Source organism: Roseibium sp. LAB1 (assembly GCF_054658235.1).
Genome location: NZ_BAAGIB010000003.1, coordinates 413,594 through 432,604, shown reverse-complemented (window position 1 = coordinate 432,604; position 19,011 = coordinate 413,594). Strand labels below are relative to the sequence as shown.

Annotated in this window: 16 protein-coding genes; 8 read left to right on the top strand and 8 right to left on the bottom strand. The window is 60.8% G+C overall.

From position 1 onward, the window contains the following. Positions 1–151: 151 nt before the first annotated feature. Positions 152–1,126, top strand: a complete 975-nt coding sequence (locus ACYQ54_RS20000; RefSeq protein WP_460085710.1) for an AEC family transporter — start codon at positions 152–154, stop codon at positions 1,124–1,126. Positions 1,127–1,138: 12 nt separating this feature from the next. On the opposite strand, the gene gluQRS is transcribed toward ACYQ54_RS20000, so the two are convergent. Continuing rightward, positions 1,139–2,023: a tRNA glutamyl-Q(34) synthetase GluQRS gene (gene gluQRS / locus ACYQ54_RS19995; protein ID WP_460086111.1), complete on the bottom strand. Its 885-nt coding sequence runs from the start codon at positions 2,021–2,023 to the stop codon at positions 1,139–1,141. Positions 2,024–2,148: 125 nt separating this feature from the next. Here gluQRS and ACYQ54_RS19990 point away from each other — a divergent pair, with 125 nt between their 5' ends. Further along, complete coding sequence (locus ACYQ54_RS19990; protein ID WP_460086109.1) at positions 2,149–2,790, top strand: DNA-3-methyladenine glycosylase family protein; 642 nt, start codon at positions 2,149–2,151, stop codon at positions 2,788–2,790. Positions 2,791–2,817: 27 nt separating this feature from the next. Here the strand turns inward: ACYQ54_RS19990 and ACYQ54_RS19985 are convergent, their stop codons facing one another. Continuing rightward, entirely contained in the window at positions 2,818–3,645 is an 828-nt protein-coding gene (locus ACYQ54_RS19985) for an alpha/beta hydrolase (protein WP_460085708.1), read from the bottom strand. A gap of 44 nt (positions 3,646–3,689) precedes the next feature. On the opposite strand from ACYQ54_RS19985, the gene ACYQ54_RS19980 reads away from it, so the two are divergent. Further along, positions 3,690–4,865 carry a glycosyltransferase family 4 protein gene (locus ACYQ54_RS19980; protein WP_460085706.1) on the top strand — a complete coding sequence of 392 codons (1,176 nt, stop codon included), beginning with the start codon at positions 3,690–3,692 and terminating at the stop codon, positions 4,863–4,865. Positions 4,866–4,867: 2 nt separating this feature from the next. Here ACYQ54_RS19980 and ACYQ54_RS19975 read toward each other — a convergent pair whose 3' ends face one another. From ACYQ54_RS19975 to ACYQ54_RS19960, 4 genes are all read right to left on the bottom strand, one after another. Next, positions 4,868–6,832: a methyl-accepting chemotaxis protein gene (locus ACYQ54_RS19975; protein ID WP_460085703.1), complete on the bottom strand. Its 1,965-nt coding sequence runs from the start codon at positions 6,830–6,832 to the stop codon at positions 4,868–4,870. Positions 6,833–7,262: 430 nt separating this feature from the next. Further along, entirely contained in the window at positions 7,263–7,799 is a 537-nt protein-coding gene (gene thpR / locus ACYQ54_RS19970; RefSeq protein WP_460085702.1) for an RNA 2',3'-cyclic phosphodiesterase, read from the bottom strand. Positions 7,800–7,998: 199 nt separating this feature from the next. Next, complete coding sequence (locus ACYQ54_RS19965) at positions 7,999–9,051, bottom strand: NADP(H)-dependent aldo-keto reductase (protein WP_460085700.1); 1,053 nt, start codon at positions 9,049–9,051, stop codon at positions 7,999–8,001. A 78-nt stretch (positions 9,052–9,129) separates the two neighbouring features. Further along, on the bottom strand, positions 9,130–9,756 hold the full coding sequence (locus ACYQ54_RS19960; protein ID WP_460085699.1) for an arylesterase: 627 nt from the start codon (positions 9,754–9,756) through the stop codon (positions 9,130–9,132). 123 nt (positions 9,757–9,879) lie between these two features. Here ACYQ54_RS19960 and ACYQ54_RS19955 point away from each other — a divergent pair, with 123 nt between their 5' ends. The 4 genes from ACYQ54_RS19955 to ACYQ54_RS19940 all read left to right on the top strand — a co-directional run bounded on the left by ACYQ54_RS19955 (position 9,880) and on the right by ACYQ54_RS19940 (position 15,241). Next, positions 9,880–10,590, top strand: a complete 711-nt coding sequence (locus ACYQ54_RS19955; protein ID WP_460085697.1) for an ABC transporter ATP-binding protein — start codon at positions 9,880–9,882, stop codon at positions 10,588–10,590. Continuing rightward, positions 10,587–13,169, top strand: a complete 2,583-nt coding sequence (locus tag ACYQ54_RS19950; RefSeq protein ID WP_460085695.1) for an ABC transporter permease — start codon at positions 10,587–10,589, stop codon at positions 13,167–13,169. The genes ACYQ54_RS19955 and ACYQ54_RS19950 overlap by 4 nt, the downstream gene beginning before the upstream one ends. A 333-nt stretch (positions 13,170–13,502) precedes the next feature. Beyond that, positions 13,503–14,276 (top strand): hypothetical protein, encoded by a 774-nt coding sequence (locus ACYQ54_RS19945; RefSeq protein WP_460085694.1) that lies wholly within the window; start codon positions 13,503–13,505, stop codon positions 14,274–14,276. A gap of 182 nt (positions 14,277–14,458) precedes the next feature. Further along, positions 14,459–15,241 (top strand): Bax inhibitor-1/YccA family protein, encoded by a 783-nt coding sequence (locus ACYQ54_RS19940; RefSeq protein WP_460085692.1) that lies wholly within the window; start codon positions 14,459–14,461, stop codon positions 15,239–15,241. Positions 15,242–15,590: 349 nt separating this feature from the next. Here ACYQ54_RS19940 and ACYQ54_RS19935 read toward each other — a convergent pair whose 3' ends face one another. Both ACYQ54_RS19935 and ACYQ54_RS19930 read right to left on the bottom strand, forming a co-directional pair. Further along, a complete protein-coding gene (locus ACYQ54_RS19935) occupies positions 15,591–15,980 on the bottom strand; it encodes a DUF2794 domain-containing protein (protein WP_460085690.1) in 390 nt (129 codons plus the stop codon). A 465-nt stretch (positions 15,981–16,445) separates the two neighbouring features. After that, positions 16,446–17,843, bottom strand: coding sequence for an aminotransferase-like domain-containing protein (locus tag ACYQ54_RS19930; protein WP_460085689.1), 1,398 nt, complete (start codon positions 17,841–17,843; stop codon positions 16,446–16,448). A gap of 127 nt (positions 17,844–17,970) precedes the next feature. On the opposite strand from ACYQ54_RS19930, the gene dctP reads away from it, so the two are divergent. Then, positions 17,971–19,002 carry a TRAP transporter substrate-binding protein DctP gene (gene dctP, locus ACYQ54_RS19925; RefSeq protein WP_460085687.1) on the top strand — a complete coding sequence of 344 codons (1,032 nt, stop codon included), beginning with the start codon at positions 17,971–17,973 and terminating at the stop codon, positions 19,000–19,002. The last annotated feature ends 9 nt before the right edge of the window (positions 19,003–19,011 follow it).

The window sequence follows — 19,011 nt, the reverse complement described above, 5'->3', positions numbered from 1 at the left end:
GGGTCTCAACCGGGCTTGCCAGACACGCGCCAAAAAGCCAAGTTGGTCGAAATTCTGCTTACCTTGCCATGTGGCCGCTGTCCATCCGGGCCGGCACCTGCCAGCGCCTCGTCCAAAACCAACCGGAAACAGCCTTCGGGCTGCCGCTCAGATGCTTGCTCAAACACTCACGATCGTCGCCCCGGTTTTCCTGCTGATCGGCATTGGCTACTGCCTGGCCAAAACCCGCATTCTGAACCAGAGCATCAGCGAAGCACTCGGGCAGTTCGTCTATATCGTGGCGATCCCGGTGCTGATCTTCCGATCGCTGATCGGCGCCGATCTGAGCGCGGGTGTTCCGCTGGCGCTTTGGGCAACCTACTTCATCGGCGTCGGCTTTGCCTGGCTGCTCGGATCGCTGATCATTCGCAAGGGATTCGGCCGCGATGCCCGGGCAAGCGCGATCGGCGGGATATCCGCCGCCTTCGCCAACACGATTCTGGTCGGCCTGCCGCTGGTGGCCTCGGTGTATGGCGACGAAGGTCTGGCCCCGCTGCTGCTGATCATCTCGATCCACCTGGCCACAATGACGGTGCTGATGGCGGTGATGATGGAGCGGGCGGCTGCAATCGACAACGGCACGGCTTCCCCACCCATCTCCCAACTGCTGATGGGGGCGGGAAAAAGCCTGATGAAGAACCCCCTCGTCGTCACCATCGTCGCCGCCTTTGTCTGGCGGCTGACAGGTCTGGAGCTGCCGGAGATCGGCCTCGACGTTCTCAGCCGCATCGCTGCCACGGCGCTGCCTCTGTCACTGTTGTCACTGGGCATGAGCCTCGTGCAATACGGCATGCGCGGCAATATTGTGCCAGGCCTGCTTCTCAGCATCATCAAGATGCTGCTGATGCCGATCGTCGTTTTTGGTTTCGGGGCCTTCGTGTTCCACCTGCCGCCACTTTGGACGGCGGTCGCGACCTTGACCGCCAGCTGCCCCACGGGTGTCAACGCCTACATCTTCGCCAACCGCTATGGCACCGGCCATTCCATGTCCGCAAACGCGATCACCATGACCACGCTCTGCGCCATCGTCACGGCCAGCTTGTGGATCTGGTTCCTGGATCACTGGTTCGGCATGAGCCTGCGCTGAGCGCCCCCCCGCCTAAAGCCCGATCCTCTTGCGCAGCTCGGCATGGGTCATGCCGGCCTCCCGCAGCGACCTGAGGCTGGTATCCTTGCTGGATTTCGAGAGCTTCCGCCCGTCCGGCCCGAGGACAAGCCGGTGATGCCGGTAGACCGGCGCCGGCAGACCGAGCAGCTCCTGCAAGAGCCTGTGCACGCTGGTTGCATGATAGAGATCCTGTCCGCGCAGAACGTCGGTTATGCCCTGCCTGGCATCATCGACGACGACGGACAAGTGATAGCTTGTCGGCGTGTCCTTGCGGGCGAGGACCACATCGCCCCACGCCTCCGCCTCAACCGGTACGGCAACCGGTTCGGCAAACAAAGCATCGCCTTCCGCCCCCGTTTCCTGCCAAGACAGCGAACCGCCGATTGTCGCGAGCGCTCGTTTCATGTCGAGGCGCAGTGAAAACGGCGCGTCGCTGGCAGCCCGGCTCTTGAGTTCTTCCGGCGACAGGACCGTAGCGTCGCCCGGGTAAAGCGGCGCCCCGTCGGGATCGCGCGGCCAGCTCTCTCCATTCGCCTCGCTGGCGGAGACGAAAGCCTTGATTTCGGCGCGGGTCAGATAGGCGGGATAGACCAGTCCCATGTCCTGCAACTGTTCCAGGGCTGCCCGATACTGCGGAAAATTGTCTGACTGGCGCAGCACAGGCTCATGGAGCGGCACGCCCAGCCAGGCAAGGTCCTCGAACATTTCCCGCTCAAGCTCCGGCGTGCAACGGGTCTGGTCAATGTCCTCCACCCGTACCAGAAACCGGCCACTGAGCGCGACAGCCGCCCGCGCATTCAGGAGCGCCGACAACGCGTGCCCGAGATGCAGGTGCCCGTTGGGCGAAGGAGCAAAGCGGAACACGGGCTGGGTCATGAGATCGGCAAGGCTGTTGACGTGGGACGGGATGATGGGTGAAGTCCTACCTACCATTCCCCCGCCGCCGCGCAAGAGACAGTATTGACCGGCAGCACCTGACATTCCCGGACCGCCCCACCGACATGACGCCGATTGCCACCGAAAAAGACATTGAAACCGGCCTTGAGGCGCTGACCCGCCTCGACCCTCGCCTGCAGGCAATTGCCGGAACGGCGGGCCCGATCCCCTTGCGCCGTCGTGCGGCAGATTTCGAGGGTCTCGCCCAGATCATTACCGGCCAGCAGGTGTCGGTTGCCAGTGCGGCCGCCATCTTTGCGCGCCTTCAGGCACTTATCTCACCCCTGACGGCAGAAAACCTGGCAACCTTCACCGACGAGGACCTGGCCGGCGTCGGCCTGTCGCGACCGAAAATACGGACCCTGCGCGCCCTGACCGAGGCTTGCGGCAAAGGCCTCGACCTGGCCCGTCTGGCGGAAGCGCCTGCCGACGACGCCCATCGCGCGCTATGCGAGATCAAGGGGATCGGCCGCTGGACCGCGGATATCTTTCTGCTGTTCTGCGCCGGGCATCCGGACGTTTTCCCGAGCGGCGACCTTGCCTTGCAGGTTGCGGTACAGGAGTCTCTCGGCCTTTCGGAGCGTCCGGCACCGAAGGCGCTCGACATCATCGCTGAAGCATGGGCGCCACACCGCGCCGTCGCCGCCCGCCTCTTCTGGGCATGGTACCGGGTCAAGAAACAGGGCCGGGATACCATGCCGGCCTAGGACGTGGCTCCCTGGGCAAATGCCGCACTACCGCGCGGACATCTCCGCAACAGCCCGCAACAGAAGATCAATGTCCTCGGGCCGGGACAGACGGTGATCGCCATCCGGCACCAGCGAAAAGGTGACATCATCCAGCGGCAAGGCCTCGACAAGGCGGCGCGCGTGGCTTTCGGGCACATCCGGGTCCTGCGCGCCTTGCAGGATCGTCACAGGGGCGCCGAGATGAAGCGGAGCGCCAAACAGAAGATGATTGCGCCCGTCCTCGATCAGCTTGCGCGTGATCACATAGGGCGCGTCGCTATAGGCCGAGGGTTGTTCCCAACGACCGTCAGCAAGGATGGTGGAGCGTATCTCATCGCTGAACCGCTGTTTCCACATCAGCTCCTCGGTGAAATCCACCGCCGGAGCAATCAGCACCAGTCCCTTGATCCGGCCGCTGCCCTTGCGGGCCAGTGCCAGCAACAAGGCGAGCCAGCCTCCCATGGAGGAACCGACCAACACGGTTTCGCCAGGGCAAAAGGCGTCGAAAACCGCAAGCGCCTCCTCCAGCCAGTCGGAAACGCAGGCATCTTCGAAATCGCCGCCCGACAGTCCATGGCCGGAATAATCGAACCGCACCACGCCCTGCCCGTTTCGCGCCCCCTCTTCGGCCAGGGCCTCGGCCTTGGTGCCGGACATGTCCGACTTGAACCCGGACAACCACAGGATGGCCGGGGACGTGCCGGCCGCCGAACCTGACGCGCTCCGCACGGCAATCCGGCGTTTCGCCTCATTTTTTCCAACCTGGATGAATTGCGGTTCGGAATCACCCATATTAAGGCTCTCGTTCTGATAGATGTTTTCTGTCCATGCCATTTGGCACAGACGCCCCGCCTTGACCAGTTCACCGGAGATCCGATTTGGTTCATCTGCCTTCTGAGACCACGATTTTGCAAGTGATCCCGGATCTCAACTCCGGCGGCGCCGAGCGCACCACGCTGGATGTGGCCAAAGCGGTGGTGGAGGCCGGGGGAACCGCACTGGTTGCAAGCCAGGGCGGCCAGATGGTGACAGAACTGGAAGCCCTTGGCGCGGAACACATCACGCTGCCCGTCAAGTCGAAAAACCCGGCGACCCTCTGGAAAAACGCAGCCAGGCTCGCGGAGATCGTGACAAAGCGCAAGGTCAGCGTGCTTCACGCCCGCAGCAGGGCACCGGCCTGGTCGACGCTTTGGGCCGCACGGCGTACCAAAACCCCGTTCGTGACCACCTACCACGGCACCTATAACCAGTCGAACGCACTGAAGGCCTGGTACAATTCGGTCATGGCGCGAGGCGACGCCGTTATCGCAAATTCGCACTTCATTTCCGGGCTGATCGAAGACCGGCACCCGTTCGCGAAAGGCCGGATCACCGTGATCCAGCGCGGGTCCGACCTGAAAGGCCTGTTGCCGGACAACGTCAGCGCTCTTCGGCTCCAGGCACTGAAGGACCAGTGGGGCATTCCGACGGGCAGGCCGATACTCCTCAACATGGCCCGGCTGACCGCCTGGAAGGGGCAGCGTGTCGTGATCGAGGCGATGGCGCTTCTGAAAGACAGGACAGCTGCCGACCCGATAGCCATTCTGGCGGGCGACGCCCAGGGCCGCGACGGCTATGTGGCGGAATTGAAAAAGCTGATCGCCGACAATGGACTGCAGGACAAGGTTCGGATCGTCGGCCATTGCGCCGACGTTCCCGCCGCAATGGCCTTGGCCGATATCGCCATTGTTGCCTCGGTCGAGCCGGAGGCCTTCGGCCGGGCGGCAGTGGAGGCACAGGCCGCGAGGGTGCCCGTGATCGTCTCGGACCTTGGCGCGGTGCCGGAAACCGTGCTCGCACCACCAGACACGCCCGAAAGCGAGCGCACCGGCTGGCGCGTGGCTCCCGGCGATGCTCAGGCTCTTGCGGATGCCGTTGCCCGTGTGTTGACCCAGGACGATCTAGAGAAACAGAAAATGGCGGACCGGGCTCTCGCCCATGTCCGCCAGAATTTCTCTGTGGAAACGATGTGCGCCCGCACGCTCGGCGTTTATGCCAGCCTGCTGGGCGCCTGATTTCAGCCTGCACGCACCCGTGCCAGGAACCCGTCGACTTCAGTCTGAAGCGCCCTGGCGTTGCCTGACAGTGTACCGGAAGCTGCCCGCAGCTCTACGGCCGCATGGCCTGTCTGGGTGGCCGCTTCGCTGACACTGCTGATGTTCTGCGTCACGTCCCGGGTGCCGGTCGAGGCTTCGTGAACGTTACGGGCGATTTCGGTGGTCGCCGCGCCCTGTTCTTCGACGGCCGCCGCGATCCCACCGGCGATTTCGTTGATCTCGAAGATCGTCTTGGTGATGCCGTCGATGGCCGAGACCGCGTCCCGGGTTGCAGACTGGACGCCGGAAATCTGCAGCGAAATTTCCTCGGTCGCCTTCGTCGTCTGGCTGGCCAGCTCCTTCACCTCGGAAGCAACAACCGCAAAACCCTTGCCTGCTTCCCCCGCTCTGGCCGCCTCGATGGTGGCATTGAGTGCCAGAAGGTTGGTCTGCTCCGCAATATCGGAAATGAGCTTCACCACTTCACCGATCCGCGTGGCGGCTTCGGCAAGCCCCTGTACCTGCTCGTTGGTCTTCTTGGCTTCCGCCGTTGCCGTGGCGGCTACGCTGGAAGACTGGGCAACCTGCCGGGAAATTTCCGAAACCGTCGACGACAGTTCTTCGGCGGCCGACGCGACGGTCTGAACGTTGGCGGAGGCCTGTTCGGCGGCCGCGGCAACGTTCGAGGACTGATGCTGGGTCTGCTCGGCAGTGGCGCTCATGGAACTTGCACTGGATTCCAGCTGCGACGACGAGGAAGAAACGGCCTGGACGATTTCGCCGACGGAACTTTCGAAACTGTCTGCAAGCTCCATCATCATCCGTTTCTGTTCGGCGGCGGTTCTTGCTTCCAGTTCTTTCTGCTCCGCTTCAAGCTCCCGGGTCCTGACAGCGTTTGCGCGGAAAACCTCGACAGCGCGGGCCATGCTGCCGATCTCGCTCTTGCGGTCGGTGTACTGGACGTCGATATCGATAGATCCGCCGGCAAGCGTGCCCATGGTTCCGGTGAGCGTCTTCACCGGTCTGGTGATGCTGCGTCCGATCAGCCAGCCCAGAGCGATGGACAGCACCAGCGCGACGACGGAAACGGTCAGGAATATGGTTTGGGAAAATGCCTGGGCCGTATCCAGCGCCTCGCCCGCAGCCTGCTTTCCGGCATAGGCCGCTTCCGACATCACCGCCCATTCCGGAGCGACCTGGGCGTAAATCGCGTCGATTTCGGCCAGATCGGCGGCGATCTTCACGGACAGTTCAGCGTAATCCTTGAAAGACGCCTGATAGGCGTCCAGCAACTTGGCAATTTCGGCCTGCTCCGCATCCGGCAAACCGCTTTCCGGCAACAGATCGGCAATTTCGGCTCGGCGTTCGTCGATCCTGCCGATGTATTTCTCGTCTCCGCGCAGCATGAAGTCTTTTTCATGACGGCGCATCATCAGCATCTTGACGGACAGCGCGTCCTGGTTCGCCATTTCCAGCTTGGCTTCCACGTCATGCACGGCAGTGCGCAACGAGCCCTGCAACCCGGTGCTTTCGTCAAGTCCCATCTCCCTCAGCTCGGCCGTCAGCGCATCAAACTTGGCCTTGTGCTGATCCAGCACGGTATGGAGCTTGGCGATATTGTCCTTGATGGAGGCCGACTGCGGTTTCGCGTCGACATCGTTCAGGTTGGTCTGGGCTTTTTCCAGCTCGGCATTGTATTCCTCGACGAAGGCCAGATCCTTGGTGAGAAGGAAATCCTTCTGGCTGCGCTGCATGTTCTGGGCATGGGCCTGAACCTGCGACACCTTGAAGTCCATCTGTGAATATTCAGCCAGATTGTCGATTTCATTCGATACGATGTGCTGGCTGTAAAGCGCTGTACCCAGCAATACGCCAATGGCAACCACGGCGATTGCGGACAGCGCTCCGACACGCACCGCGATGGGCAGATCTGCAAAGAACTTCATAATGGTCTCGTTTTTTGGGGCAGCTCTTGTCGAGCCTTGCACAGTGTGCCCAGAAAACGCTCAAGCCATTAATTTTCCTTTACGCAACTTGAATACTGAGCCGACTAATCTTCTAAACCACAGGTTTATACTTCTGCCCACTCAATCATTCAGAGAATTCAGTCAACTTATTATTTAGGCAAAACAGCCTTTTTCACTGCTCTGGAATTCCGGCCTGCCCAAAAACCGCACAGTTTCTCGGCCCCCTCCTGTCACTTTTGACCATCACAAAAGGAGTGCGGACGCCAGCGTGCGTCGTTTTTTCGCGTCGCGTCGGTGCAATCTTTTTCAGGGTTTCAGCCAAAAGCGACCCGAAACCGGCAAAGGCCTGGGTTCATTCTGCCGATACGCAAATCCTCTGGTCCCGCTGCACGCCACCAGAACGCGGGCGTCACGCTGCCAGCGGATAGGCCTCTTCCACCAGATAGGGGCCGCCACCGACACTGGATTTCGCCGAGAACAGCACGAACCGACCGGCAATGAAGGGCTGAGCCTGGAAATTGCCACGCTCGCTCAACCACTTGGCCACATCCTCGTTGGTCGAGGTCCTGCAACGGGCAAGGGTGACATGCGGCACGTATTTTCGTCGCTCGGCCGGCAGATGCAGGCGCTGGATGATGCGCTCCTGCTCGGCCTGCAATTCGGCAAGCTGAGCGGTGGGTTCCACCCGGGCCCAGACCGCATGCGGCTTGCCGTTTCCGAAGGAGCCAAGACCGTTGAGGCGGATTTCAACCGGATCCCTGCGGATGCGGTCCAGCCCGGCCGCGACTTCGTCAGCCGTGCGGTCGTCTATGTCGCCAATGAAGCGCAAGGTGATGTGGTAGTTTTCCGGGTCGATCCAGCGGGCTCCCCGAAGGCCTCCCCGGAGCATCGAAAGCATGAGTGCCGTCTGGGACGGAATCTCAAGGCCTGTAAATAGGCGCGGCATGGGTATTCCCTCCGCTGTCGCTGATGAATCCCATGAGGAATCAACTTCATGAAAATCGCAAGACAAAAAACTAAGTTTTTGAGCCCATTCAAAAAATCGGGCTGGCACCCAAACAGAAACCGGACCGGCTGATCGCCGGCCCGGTCAAATCACGCAGGTGATTCTCTAATCGATGCTTTCGATCTATCGGTTGCCGCAGCTACGGCGCGGGATTGCCGAAAATCTGGTGCAGATCGTCGATTTTCTCGAGCACGTCCGCACTCAGCTTGATGTCGGCAGACCCGATGTCCGTCTCCAGTTGTTCCAGCGTCGTCGCCCCCAGGATGACCGATGTCATGAATGAACGGGACATCGCAAAGGCGAGCGCCATCTGCGAGGGATCAAGCCCTGCCTGCTGCGCCAGATCGAGGTAGGCATCGACGGCCTCAATGGTGCGCGGATGCTCGTAGCGTTGCAACCGGTTGAACAGCGTCTTGCGGGCGCCTGCCGGCAGGGCGCCATTGCGGTACTTGCCTGTCAGGTACCCCTGCGCCAGTGCGGAATAGCCCAGAAGACCGACATCTTCCCGGCGGGCAACTTCCGCAAGGCCGGTTTCGAAGGTCCGGTTGACCAGCGAATAGGCATTCTGGATCGAGACGACCCGCGGCACGTCATACATCTCGGACGCTGCGACGTAGCGCATCGTGCCCCAGGCACTCTCGTTGGAGACGCCGACGTGACGGATCTTGCCGGCTTTGACCAGGTCTCCCAGAACGTCCAGCGTCGACTGAATGCTGTTTTCGTCCGGTGCAGGTTCGACATCCGCCCAGCGCGTCGGGTTTGACCCGAAGCCGCCGACGTTCCGGTCCGGCCAATGGATCTGGTAAAGGTCGATATAGTCTGTTTCCAGGTTCTTCAGGCTGCGGTCGACCGCGAATTCGATCTCTTCGCGAACCAGTTTCGCTTTCGCGCCGTTTTCACGGAACCAGTCCATATCGGTCCGTCCGACCACCTTGGTGGCCATGACGATCTTGTCGCGCATGCCGGTTTTCTTGAACCAGGTACCGATGATGCGTTCGGTCCTGCCCTGGGTCTCCTTTTTCGGCGGGATCGGATAAAGCTCGGCCGCGTCGAAGAAATTGATGCCCTTTTCGACCGCGCGGTCCATCTGGGCGTGACCTTCTGCCTCCGAGTTCTGTTCCCCAAAGGTCATGGTCCCGAGGCATAGGGCACTAACCTGTATATCCGTGCGGCCAAGCCGGCGCTTTTCCATAAGACTGTCCTTCAAATTTTGAAAACGGGGCGTCCAGGAAGCCGGATCGGCTTCCACCCCAGGTCCAGAGCAAAGCCCCTAGGATCGGGCTTTGGCCAAAAGCTCTTCCACTTTCGGCAGAATGTTTTCGACGATGACTTCCACCCCTTTGGCGTTGGGATGCATGCCATCGGAAAGGTTGAGATCGGGATTGAGGGCGGCGCCCTCGAGGAAAAAGGGATAAAACAATGCATCGTGCGCCTTGGCAACATCCGAGTAGATCGGATCGAATGCCTCGGCGTATTCCGGACCCAGATTGCGCGGCGCCAGCATGCCCGCGACAAGCACCGCAACGCCGCGTTCCGTCAAGCGCCGGACGATTTCGTCGATATTCTTGCGCGTCAGCTCCGGCGAGATTCCCCGCAACGCATCGTTTGCGCCCAGTTCCACGATCACGGCGTTCGTGTCCGGCCCCACCGACCAGTCCAGCCGCGAAAGCCCGCCGCTGGAGGTATCGCCAGAAACACCTGCGTTGACGACCTCGACCGATTGGCCCTCGGCATCAAGCGCTTTCTGGAGCTGATCGGTGAACCCTTCACCGGCCGACAACTGGTATCCGGCGGACAGACTGTCCCCCAAAACCACCAGCTTCAGATCGGCCGACTGGGCGGCCCCGGGCAGGAAAGACAGGATAATTATCGTCAGGCAGGCAAGAAAACGGTTCACGCGAACACTCTTTTGGGACTGGAAGACGCATTACAACAGGCCCATATGGTCGCAAAGCGTCCAATTGTCGAGGGCTTGCATCTGTCAGGAAGACGATCAAACGCCCGTTGTAAAGGTCAGAGAATGACAAATTCGCCCGCGATCGCCCTGAAAGACGTCCACCTGACCCTCGGCGAAGGCGCCGGGCGGGTGCATATCCTGAAGGGCATCGACCTTCAGATCGAGAAGGGGGCGTCCGTCGGCCTCGTCGGCCCGTCAGGGTCCGGAAAATCGACATTGCTGATGGTCATGGCCGGCCTCGAACGCGCAGACGAAGGCTCGGTCAATGTGGCTGGGTCGGAACTCGGTCCCCTGTCGGAAGACCAGCTCGCCCGGTTCCGCGGCCGCAATGTCGGCATCATCTTCCAGTCCTTTCACCTCGTCCCCAACATGACGGCGCTTGAAAATGTGGCTGTTCCGCTGGAACTTGCAGGTGATGCCGCTGCCTTCGACAAGGCGAAGGCGGAGCTGGACGCCGTTGGCCTCGGCCACCGCATGCACCACTACCCGGCGCAACTGTCCGGCGGCGAGCAACAGCGCGTCGCCGTGGCAAGGGCCCTGGTCGTCGAACCCGCCATCCTGATCGCGGATGAGCCAACGGGCAATCTCGATGAAAGCACGGGTGCGCAAATTGTCGATCTGATGTTCACCGCCCAGAAGAACCGGGGCACAACACTGGTTCTCGTCACCCACGACCCGAGCCTTGCCGCCCGCTGCGACCGCATGATCCGCGTACGCTCCGGTGAAATCGAGGAAGAGAAGACCGATCGCTCTCGCAGCGAGGTGTCTGCATGAGCGCGTTCGTTCCGGGGGCCACACCGGCAAGCCACCAGACATTTCGCCTGGCGGCCCGGTTCGCGTTCCGTGAATTGCGTGGCGGTCTCAAGGGCTTTTACATTTTCATCGCCTGTATTGCGCTTGGCGTGGCCGCGATAGCCGGTGTCACCTCCGTTTCCCGTGCACTCACGGAAGGAATTTCCCGAGAGGGTCAGGCCATCCTGGGCGGAGACCTCGATTTCTCGCTGATCCACCGCGAGGCCGATGCCGATCAACTTGCCTATCTGAACAGCCTTGGTGACCTGTCGCGCGTTGCGACCATGCGGGCGATGGCCCGTCGCCCGGAGACCGGCGATCAGGCACTCGTCGAGCTGAAAGCCGTCGACAGCCCCTATCCGCTTTACGGTACGTTTGAACTGGCCCCAGCAGAGGCGTTGGACACGGCCCTGGCCCGGAAAGACGGAACCTGGGGCGCCGTCGCCGACCCTGCACTTCTGGCACGGCTCGACGCGAAGGTGGGCGATACGATATCCCTCGGGCGCGCCACCATCCGCATTGCAGGCACGATTGCCAACGAACCGGACAAGCTGGCCGGCGGCATGGAGTTCGGTCCGCGCCTGCTGATTTCCGATGCAGCCTTGCCCGATACCGGATTGATCCAGCCCGGCAGTCTCGTCCGCTGGCACTATCGTGTGCGAATGGACCCGGCTCCCAATCTGGAAGCGATGGAAGCGATTGTCGAGGAGGCGAAATCCGCCCAGCCGGACGCAGGCTGGCGGATTCGATCACGTGCAAACGCCTCACCCGGCCTGCAGCGCAGCATCGACCGCTTCGCCCAGTTCCTCACGCTGGTCGGCCTCACCGCTCTGGTGGTTGGCGGTGTCGGCGTCGCCAATGCCATCCGTGCCTACCTGGAGACCAAGCGCGAGGTTATCGCCAGCTTCAAGTGTCTTGGATCGACCGGTGGTTTCGTCTTCAAGATCTATCTGGTTCAGATGCTGGTGCTTGCCCTGCTCGGCATCGCAGTCGGCCTTGTTCTGGGGGCCTTGATCCCCTTCGCCGCCGCAGCAGCCCTCGCCCCGGTTCTTCCGGTGAAGCTTGCAGCCAGTATCTATCCGGCGGAACTCGCCCTTGGCCTCGTCTACGGCCTGCTGACCGCGCTCGCCTTCGCGATCTGGCCGCTCGGGCGGGCCCATGACGTGCCGCCGACGGCCCTTTTCCGCGATATCGTGACGGGCGGCGCCAAGCTGCCGCGCAAACGCTATCTGTTTGCCACCGCAGCAACGGTTCTCGCCCTTGCTGCCATAGCCATTCTGCTTGCTCATGACCAGCGCATGGCGGGTATCTACATCGCAGCGTCCACCGGGGCCTTCGTGCTTCTGGTGCTGGTTGCACGCGGGATCATGGCCCTTGCCAGACGCCTGCCCAGTGTCCGCTCGACCGAGCTCAGACTGGCGATTGCCAACATTCACCGCCCCGGCGCACTGACCCCGTCTGTTGTGCTCTCGCTCGGACTTGGCCTGTCGCTGCTGGTGGCGCTCGCGCTAATCGACGGCAACCTGCGGCGGGAACTGACCGCAACGATCGCCGACAAGGCGCCGAGCTTCTTCTTCATCGATATCCAGAGCCATGAGCGCGATGCCTTTGCGGCGCTGCTGAAGACGGAGGCGCCCGACGCCACCCTTCAAAGTGTCCCCATGCTGCGCGGGCGCATTGTCACGCTGAACGGTATTGCCGCTGACAAGTTCGTGCCCGCCAGGGAAGGATCCGGCTGGGTGCTGCGCGGCGACCGCGGCATAACCTATGACGCCAAGCTGCCGAAGAACTCCAAACTGGAAGAAGGCTCCTGGTGGCCGGAGGATTATACCGGCATTCCGCTTGTGTCCTTCGATGAAGAGGCTGCCACCGATCTCGGCCTCAAGATCGGCGACCAGATCACCGTCAATGTGCTCGGCCGGGAAATCACGGCGGAAATTGCCAATACGCGCACGGTGGAATGGCAGACCCTAGCGATCAATTTCGTGATGGTGTTCTCGCCCAATACCTTCGCAGGTGCCCCGCACGCCCACCTGATGACACTCGGCTGGGACAGGGACGTGTCCGAGGACACTGAACTTGCCCTTTTGAAAACCGTCTCGAACGCCTTCCCGACAGTGACTGCCATCCGGGTGAAAGACGCGATCTCGCAGGTCAATGATCTGGTGGCACAGCTTGCCTGGGCCATCCGCGGTGCAAGTTCGATCACGCTGATCGCCAGCGTGCTTGTTCTGGCAGGCGCGCTTGCAGCCGGACATCGCAGCCGGATCTACGATGCCGTCATCCTGAAGACGATTGGGGCGACACGGGCACGTCTGATCTTCGCCTATGCACTTGAATACGCCATCCTGGGCCTTGCAACGGCGGTTTTCGCCCTGCTGGCAGGCGGGGTCGCCGCCTGGTACGTGATAACGCGGATCATGGACGGATCGTTCGTGATGATGCCGGTGACGGCTGCAGGGGCTGCCCTGATCGCGCTGGTGCTGACCGTCGGCTTCGGTCTCGTCGGCACCTGGCGGGTGCTGGGCGAAAAACCTGCGCCTGTCTTGCGGAACCTGTAGCGCTTGCTGCGGTCATGGAACCGCGGGAAACGAGACTCGAGCCCTTCAACGCGGACCGGACCAAGGAACGTTCAACCGGCTCCGGCTGCAGCCCTGGCCTGGCTGGCTATTTCCGCCGGTTTCGCTGACGTCCGGACACTAGTTCCAACGAATAATTGCCGACGTCCGATCTATTGTGATCGGGCGTCCACAGGACTTGGCACACTTCGTTCCGGAAAAAATCACGATATACAACCAAATCGCGACGAACTTCAGCTCCACACAACTTGCATACCGAATTGATCTTGGCTATCCGGTTCGGGTCCAGGCAGTTTGTTAAAAAGGGGCCATTCCATGTTCAAGTTTCTCCCGAATATTCGTTTGAAGACCATTGCCGGGGCCGCAGCCCTGTCCGCGGTTGCCGTCATGGCATTCGCCCCTGCCGCATCGGCAGAAAGCCCGTTTCACACCGGCGTCTGGCAGCTGAACACGCCGGAAGGTCCGCGCGGCCTCGTCGTCAGTGACTGGCTCGTGTTTGAAAACGGCCTGCCGAAGCGCTGGCTCTATCGCCGGGCCGGCACCAACGACGCCAACCAGTTCGACTTCTTCACCCGTTCCATGAATGATTCCGGTTATACGCCGGTCGGCATCCGGGTGTACCGCACCGGCGACAATGCAATGAAGTACACGCTGGCACCCAAGGGCAAGGATCCGGTCGAAGTGTCCGCCGTGCGTCTTTCCATTCCGAATTTCGAGAATTCCTGCCTTTCCGTTGAGAAAAAGGGCAAACGTTTCTTCGGCAACTGGGTCGGCACTGAAGGCTCCAAACTGAAAAAACTGAATGTCTCCAAAAACCGGCTGACCATCGATGGCGAAGCCCGCAAGGTAGCGATCGCGGAAGTTCGCGTCGGCCGCATGGGCATCACCGAAAACGGTAAGCCGCTCGCATTCCTCACCGACGCCGGCGGCGACTATGCGGTTCTGCAGTGGTTCAAGCCCCCTGTGACCGTCGAGCAGATGCAGGATCCGGAAAAGGAAATTCTGGACTTCGCATCGGAAGAAATCGTTCGCAACCCCGGCGGCGACTGCGATCGGCAGATCAAATCCCGTCTGAAAGCCATGAAATAATCCGGCGGAATCTCAGTCCGTTTTTAAGGATAGGTTCAAATAAACTGTCCTGAGCGCAAAGATTACGAAATTTTCATCGGATTCGACTTGTGCTCGGGATAGGGTTTTCCCATATGTTGAGGGAGTTGTGTTGCATGCGCGATTGCATGCGCACGTCTATCTAGAAGGGGATTCATACGACCATGTCGACCTATGACCGTCAATCTCAAGGCGCGTATACCGTCGCCGGCGCACGCGCCGAGGCCGGCATCGATCAGGGCCTGCGTGCCTACATGCTGGGCGTCTACAACTACATGACCATCGGCCTTGCGCTGACCGGCTTTCTTGCGCTGGCAACGGTCATGCTTGCAACGACCACCGACCCGAACTCTGCCGTCGCCAGCCTCGGCAATGGCCGCATGCTCACCCAGCTGGGTGTTGCCATCTACGGCAGCCCGCTGAAATGGGTAGTCATGCTCGCACCGCTCGGGATGGTGTTCTGGCTGTCTTTCCGCATTCAGTCCATGAGTGCCGGCGCAGCGCGGACCCTTTTCCTGGTCTATGCATCCGTAATGGGTATTTCCCTGTCCTCGATCTTCCTGGTCTACACTCCGGGTTCGATCGCTCAGGTCTTCTTCATCACCGCCGGCACCTTCGGCGCGCTGAGCCTGTTCGGCTACACCACGAAGAAGGATCTGTCCGGCTGGGGCTCGTTCCTGTTCATCGGCCTGATCGGTATCGTGATCGCGTCGCTGGTCAACATCTTCATGGCATCTTCCGCCCTGCAGTTCGCCATCTCCGTGATCGGCGTCCTGGTGTTCGCCGGCCTGACCGCCTACGACACCCAGCAGATCAAGGAAATGTACTACGAAGGCGACAGCGGTGAAGTCGCAACGAAGAAGTCCGTGATGGGCGCTCTGCGTCTGTACCTCGACTTCATCAACCTGTTCATCATGCTGCTGCAGCTGTTCGGCAACCGCGACTAAGCGCAGTCTCTTGAACAAACGGAAAAGCCCGGCTCTGCCGGGCTTTTTTGTTGCCATCCGTCAGCGCCGGATGCCTGCCCGGACGGCAGCGGACCCAACACTCCCGAACTGGAGGCCGGGGCGCGTCTTCTCAAGGCAATGGATTGGAAACAGTTGGCTCCCTGTTCCGGGCACCGCTCTGTCTGTGCTGGACAGGGTTGAGCTGGGCAAGGGGCGACCACCTGAAGATCGTCAGCGTGCTAGCACCCGGCCACCAGGAATTTTCACAGAGAGGCCCGCTCTCAGGAGAGCGCAGGGCAGGCCGGCCCGGTCTTCAGAGAGCACGTCGTGAGGCTTCTCGGGCTGCGTTTCAGGCGTCGACCACCCGCAGGTGTTTCTTCTTCTCCAGAACCCTCAGCACCTGCGCCAGGTCGTGACCCCGCTTCAGGATCATGCCCCCGGCCGCAACCACCGCATAGGCGCCCTGGCGACGAGCCAGCTTAGGATCCTTCTCGATCCGGTAAAGAGGCATTTCGGAAGATCTGCGGAACACGGAGAAAATCGCCCGGTCCTTCAGCAGGTCGATGGCATAATCCCGCCACTCGCCATCGGCAACCATGCGCCCGTAGAGCCGCAGGATGACATCGAGTTCACGCCTGTTGAAAGCAACAATGGGTTTGGGAGTGGGAGCCGGGTGATGTTGCGGCGGCGGACCTGCACCCGCGCCTCGCTGAAACGCGCTGTCGTCGGCTTCGCTCATTCCGCCTCCATTCCGCTCGCGGTTTCGCAGCAGACAGGCAATCGCCAAGAGATTCGCCAGGGCAATTGCTGTCACCTTAAAGTCATGATGCGTCGTCTTGGACCATTCTGGCAAGCCCGCAACGTCAGAATGACGGACTGAGGCCCGGACCGAGGGTAATTTTGCCAATAAGTTTGCTGGAAAGAAGTGCAAAATCGAACGTTACGGCACTTTGCCAAGAAAGAATGCAAAAATTTCCTTGATTTTGCCGCATTCCAGCCCTTGGCCAGCCATTTTACCCACCCATATTAAGATCATACCCTGATGGGTATGGCCCGTAGAAGCCGCGGAATGCATTAGCCCCCCAGCCCCCCGGGGTTTTTACTGGCCAACCAGATTTAGTGAGTCAAACATCAGGGCAACTGAAGGGCCGGCATTATGCCGGCCCTTTTCATTTGTGAGGTGGCCTGTCTTTCTGCTTGCAAGCTACTTCATGAAATCGCGCAGGAACGACAGGAACCTTGCATCGGTTCCGTGGGCGACATTGACCCGCATCGCCGGTCGTTGCCGAGCCTCCCTGTTCGGATAGAAGACCGAGCCCGGCGCAATGAAGATGCTCTGCTTGCTGGCCGCAGCACACAGCTCCCTTTCGTCGACCTCCTCGGGAAACTCCACCCAGAGATAGAAACCGGGAATGGAGCATTCGCGCACGGAAAGCCCGATCGCCTCCAGTGTCCCGAAGGACGCTTTGTAGGCATCCTCCACCCGGCTCTTCAGGCGTCGCAGATGCCTCAGATAATGCCCGGCCTGGATCAGGTTGAACACGAACCGTTCGACATGATCTGAAGAATTGACCAGCGTGAGCATCTTGATATCGGCAAGCTGCCGGATGATGTCCGGATTTCCCGCCACATAGCCACACCGGAGACTGGCGGACAGGGTCTTGGAAAACGTGCCGAGATAAAGAACCCGCTCCAACTGGTCCAGGGCCGCCAACCGTGGAAGCGTGGCCGGAAGAATGTCGGCAAGCGCATCGTTTTCAACCAGGAGAAACCCCCAGCGCTCGGCAAGCTGCATCAACCCGAACGACCGCGACGGAGACAGCGAGCCTCCGGTCGGATTATGGCCGTGGGACTGGGTGACAAACATTTTCGGCCGGTGAAGGGCAAGTTTGGCGGTCAGATCTTCCAGGTCCGGTCCGTCCCGGTCACGGCGGATACCGACAATCTGCACCTTGGCGAAGGTCAGCTTGGAGAAGAGCGGATAGTAACCCGGTTCATCGACAAAAACCGTATCACCGGGCTCGGTCAGATGACGGACGATCAGATCCAGTCCGTGATTGACGCCGTGTGTCAGCAGGAGGCCCTGTGGATCGGCCGGGATGGACCGCTCAAGCAGCTGCATCCTCAGCCGGTCCCGCAACGGGCCATATCCCCACGAACTGCCGTAGCCAAATTCGATTGCATCGGGAAACGGCGTCTTTGCATTGGCGAAATGGCGGCGCAGTTCCGCACCTTCCATCCAGGAGGGCGGCGGGCGCCCGTCTCCCGGACGGACCTCGTAGTGCTGTTCCAGTTGCTCGCGCAGCAGCGACATGCCGTCAACAGCCGCCGTGACATGAGGGGCCGGCGGGGTCTTGGAAGCAGGCCCGACCTGTGACATGTAGTAGCCGGAGCCGGCTCGGGCCTCCAGAAGCCCCCGGGCGACCAGCCGGTCGTAAGCCTCCGCCATCGTGTTTTTCGAGACGCCGTTCTCACGCGCAGCCTGACGAATGGAAGGCAAGCGTTCGAAGGTCTTATATGCCCCCGCCTCCAGCATCAACGCGACCTTTTCCACGATCTGGTCGACGCGAGACAGTTTCCGCCCGCTACCTGTCACCCTCATTGTCCCTCAATTTCGACTGGGACAGTACAGCCTATAAATCCAACAACTGTCCCTTGATTGTCCCAATCATTTTTATGACAGTTTGCCCCATTACGCCAGCAAATGGCAATTTCCTTGGGAGGGAAAAATGACCAAAGTTAGTAGACGCAGCCTGCTTGCAGGTGCAGCCGTTGGCGGCACCGCCCTCGCGGCACCGATTTCAGCCAAGGCGCAGGATGCCGTCGAGTGGCGCATGCAGGCTCTTTGGGACGCCGGCACCACTCCTTTCGAATTCGAGAAGAAATTCGTCGAGCGCGTCAGCGAACTGACCGACGGCAATTTCAAGATCACGCTGTTTTCCGCCGGCCAGCTTGTGCCCGCCAACCAGGCATTCGATGCCGTTCGCGCCGGTGCCTTCCAGCTGATGAAGACCTTTGACGGCTACGAAGCCGGCAAGATCCCGGCTTTCGCCTTCACGTCGACCATCCCCTTCGGTTTCCCCGAGTCCGACCAGTATGAAGCCTGGTTTTACGAGAAGGGCGGCCTGGATCTCGCCCGCGAAGCCTACGCAAAGGCCGGCCTCTTCTACATCGCACCCACCGTCTATGGCGAAGAGCCGATCCACTCGACCGTGAAGATGGAAAGCATTGCCGACATGGCCGGCAAGAAGGGCCGTTTCGTCGGCCTCGCGTCCGCGGTAATGGCAGACCAGGGTGTCTCCGTGACTCCGCTGCCGACGGCGGAAGTCTATACGGCACTGGAAAAAGGCCTCATCGATTTTGCGGACCGGGGCGACCTGACCGCGAATTACGAGGCAGGCCTTGGCGAAGTTGCCAAGTTCATCATCCTGCCGGGTGTTCACCAGCCAACCACCGCCACCAGCTATGTCGCCAACCAGGCCGCCTATGACGCCCTGCCGGACGACTACAAGGCAGCACTTGCCGTTGCCGCCCGCGAAATCTCCGGCTCGCTGCGCCAGCACATCCTGGTTCAGAATGTAGATGTCCTGAAAAAATACATCGAACAGGGCGTCGAGATCATCCAGCTCGACCCGGCCGATGTCGCGGCCAACCGGTCCAAGGCTGTCGAGTCCTGGAAAAAGGCTACCAAGGAAGACGATCTGGCGAATCGCGTGCTCGCAAGCCAGATTGAGTTCATGACAGCCCTCGGGCTGATCTGACCCTTCCTC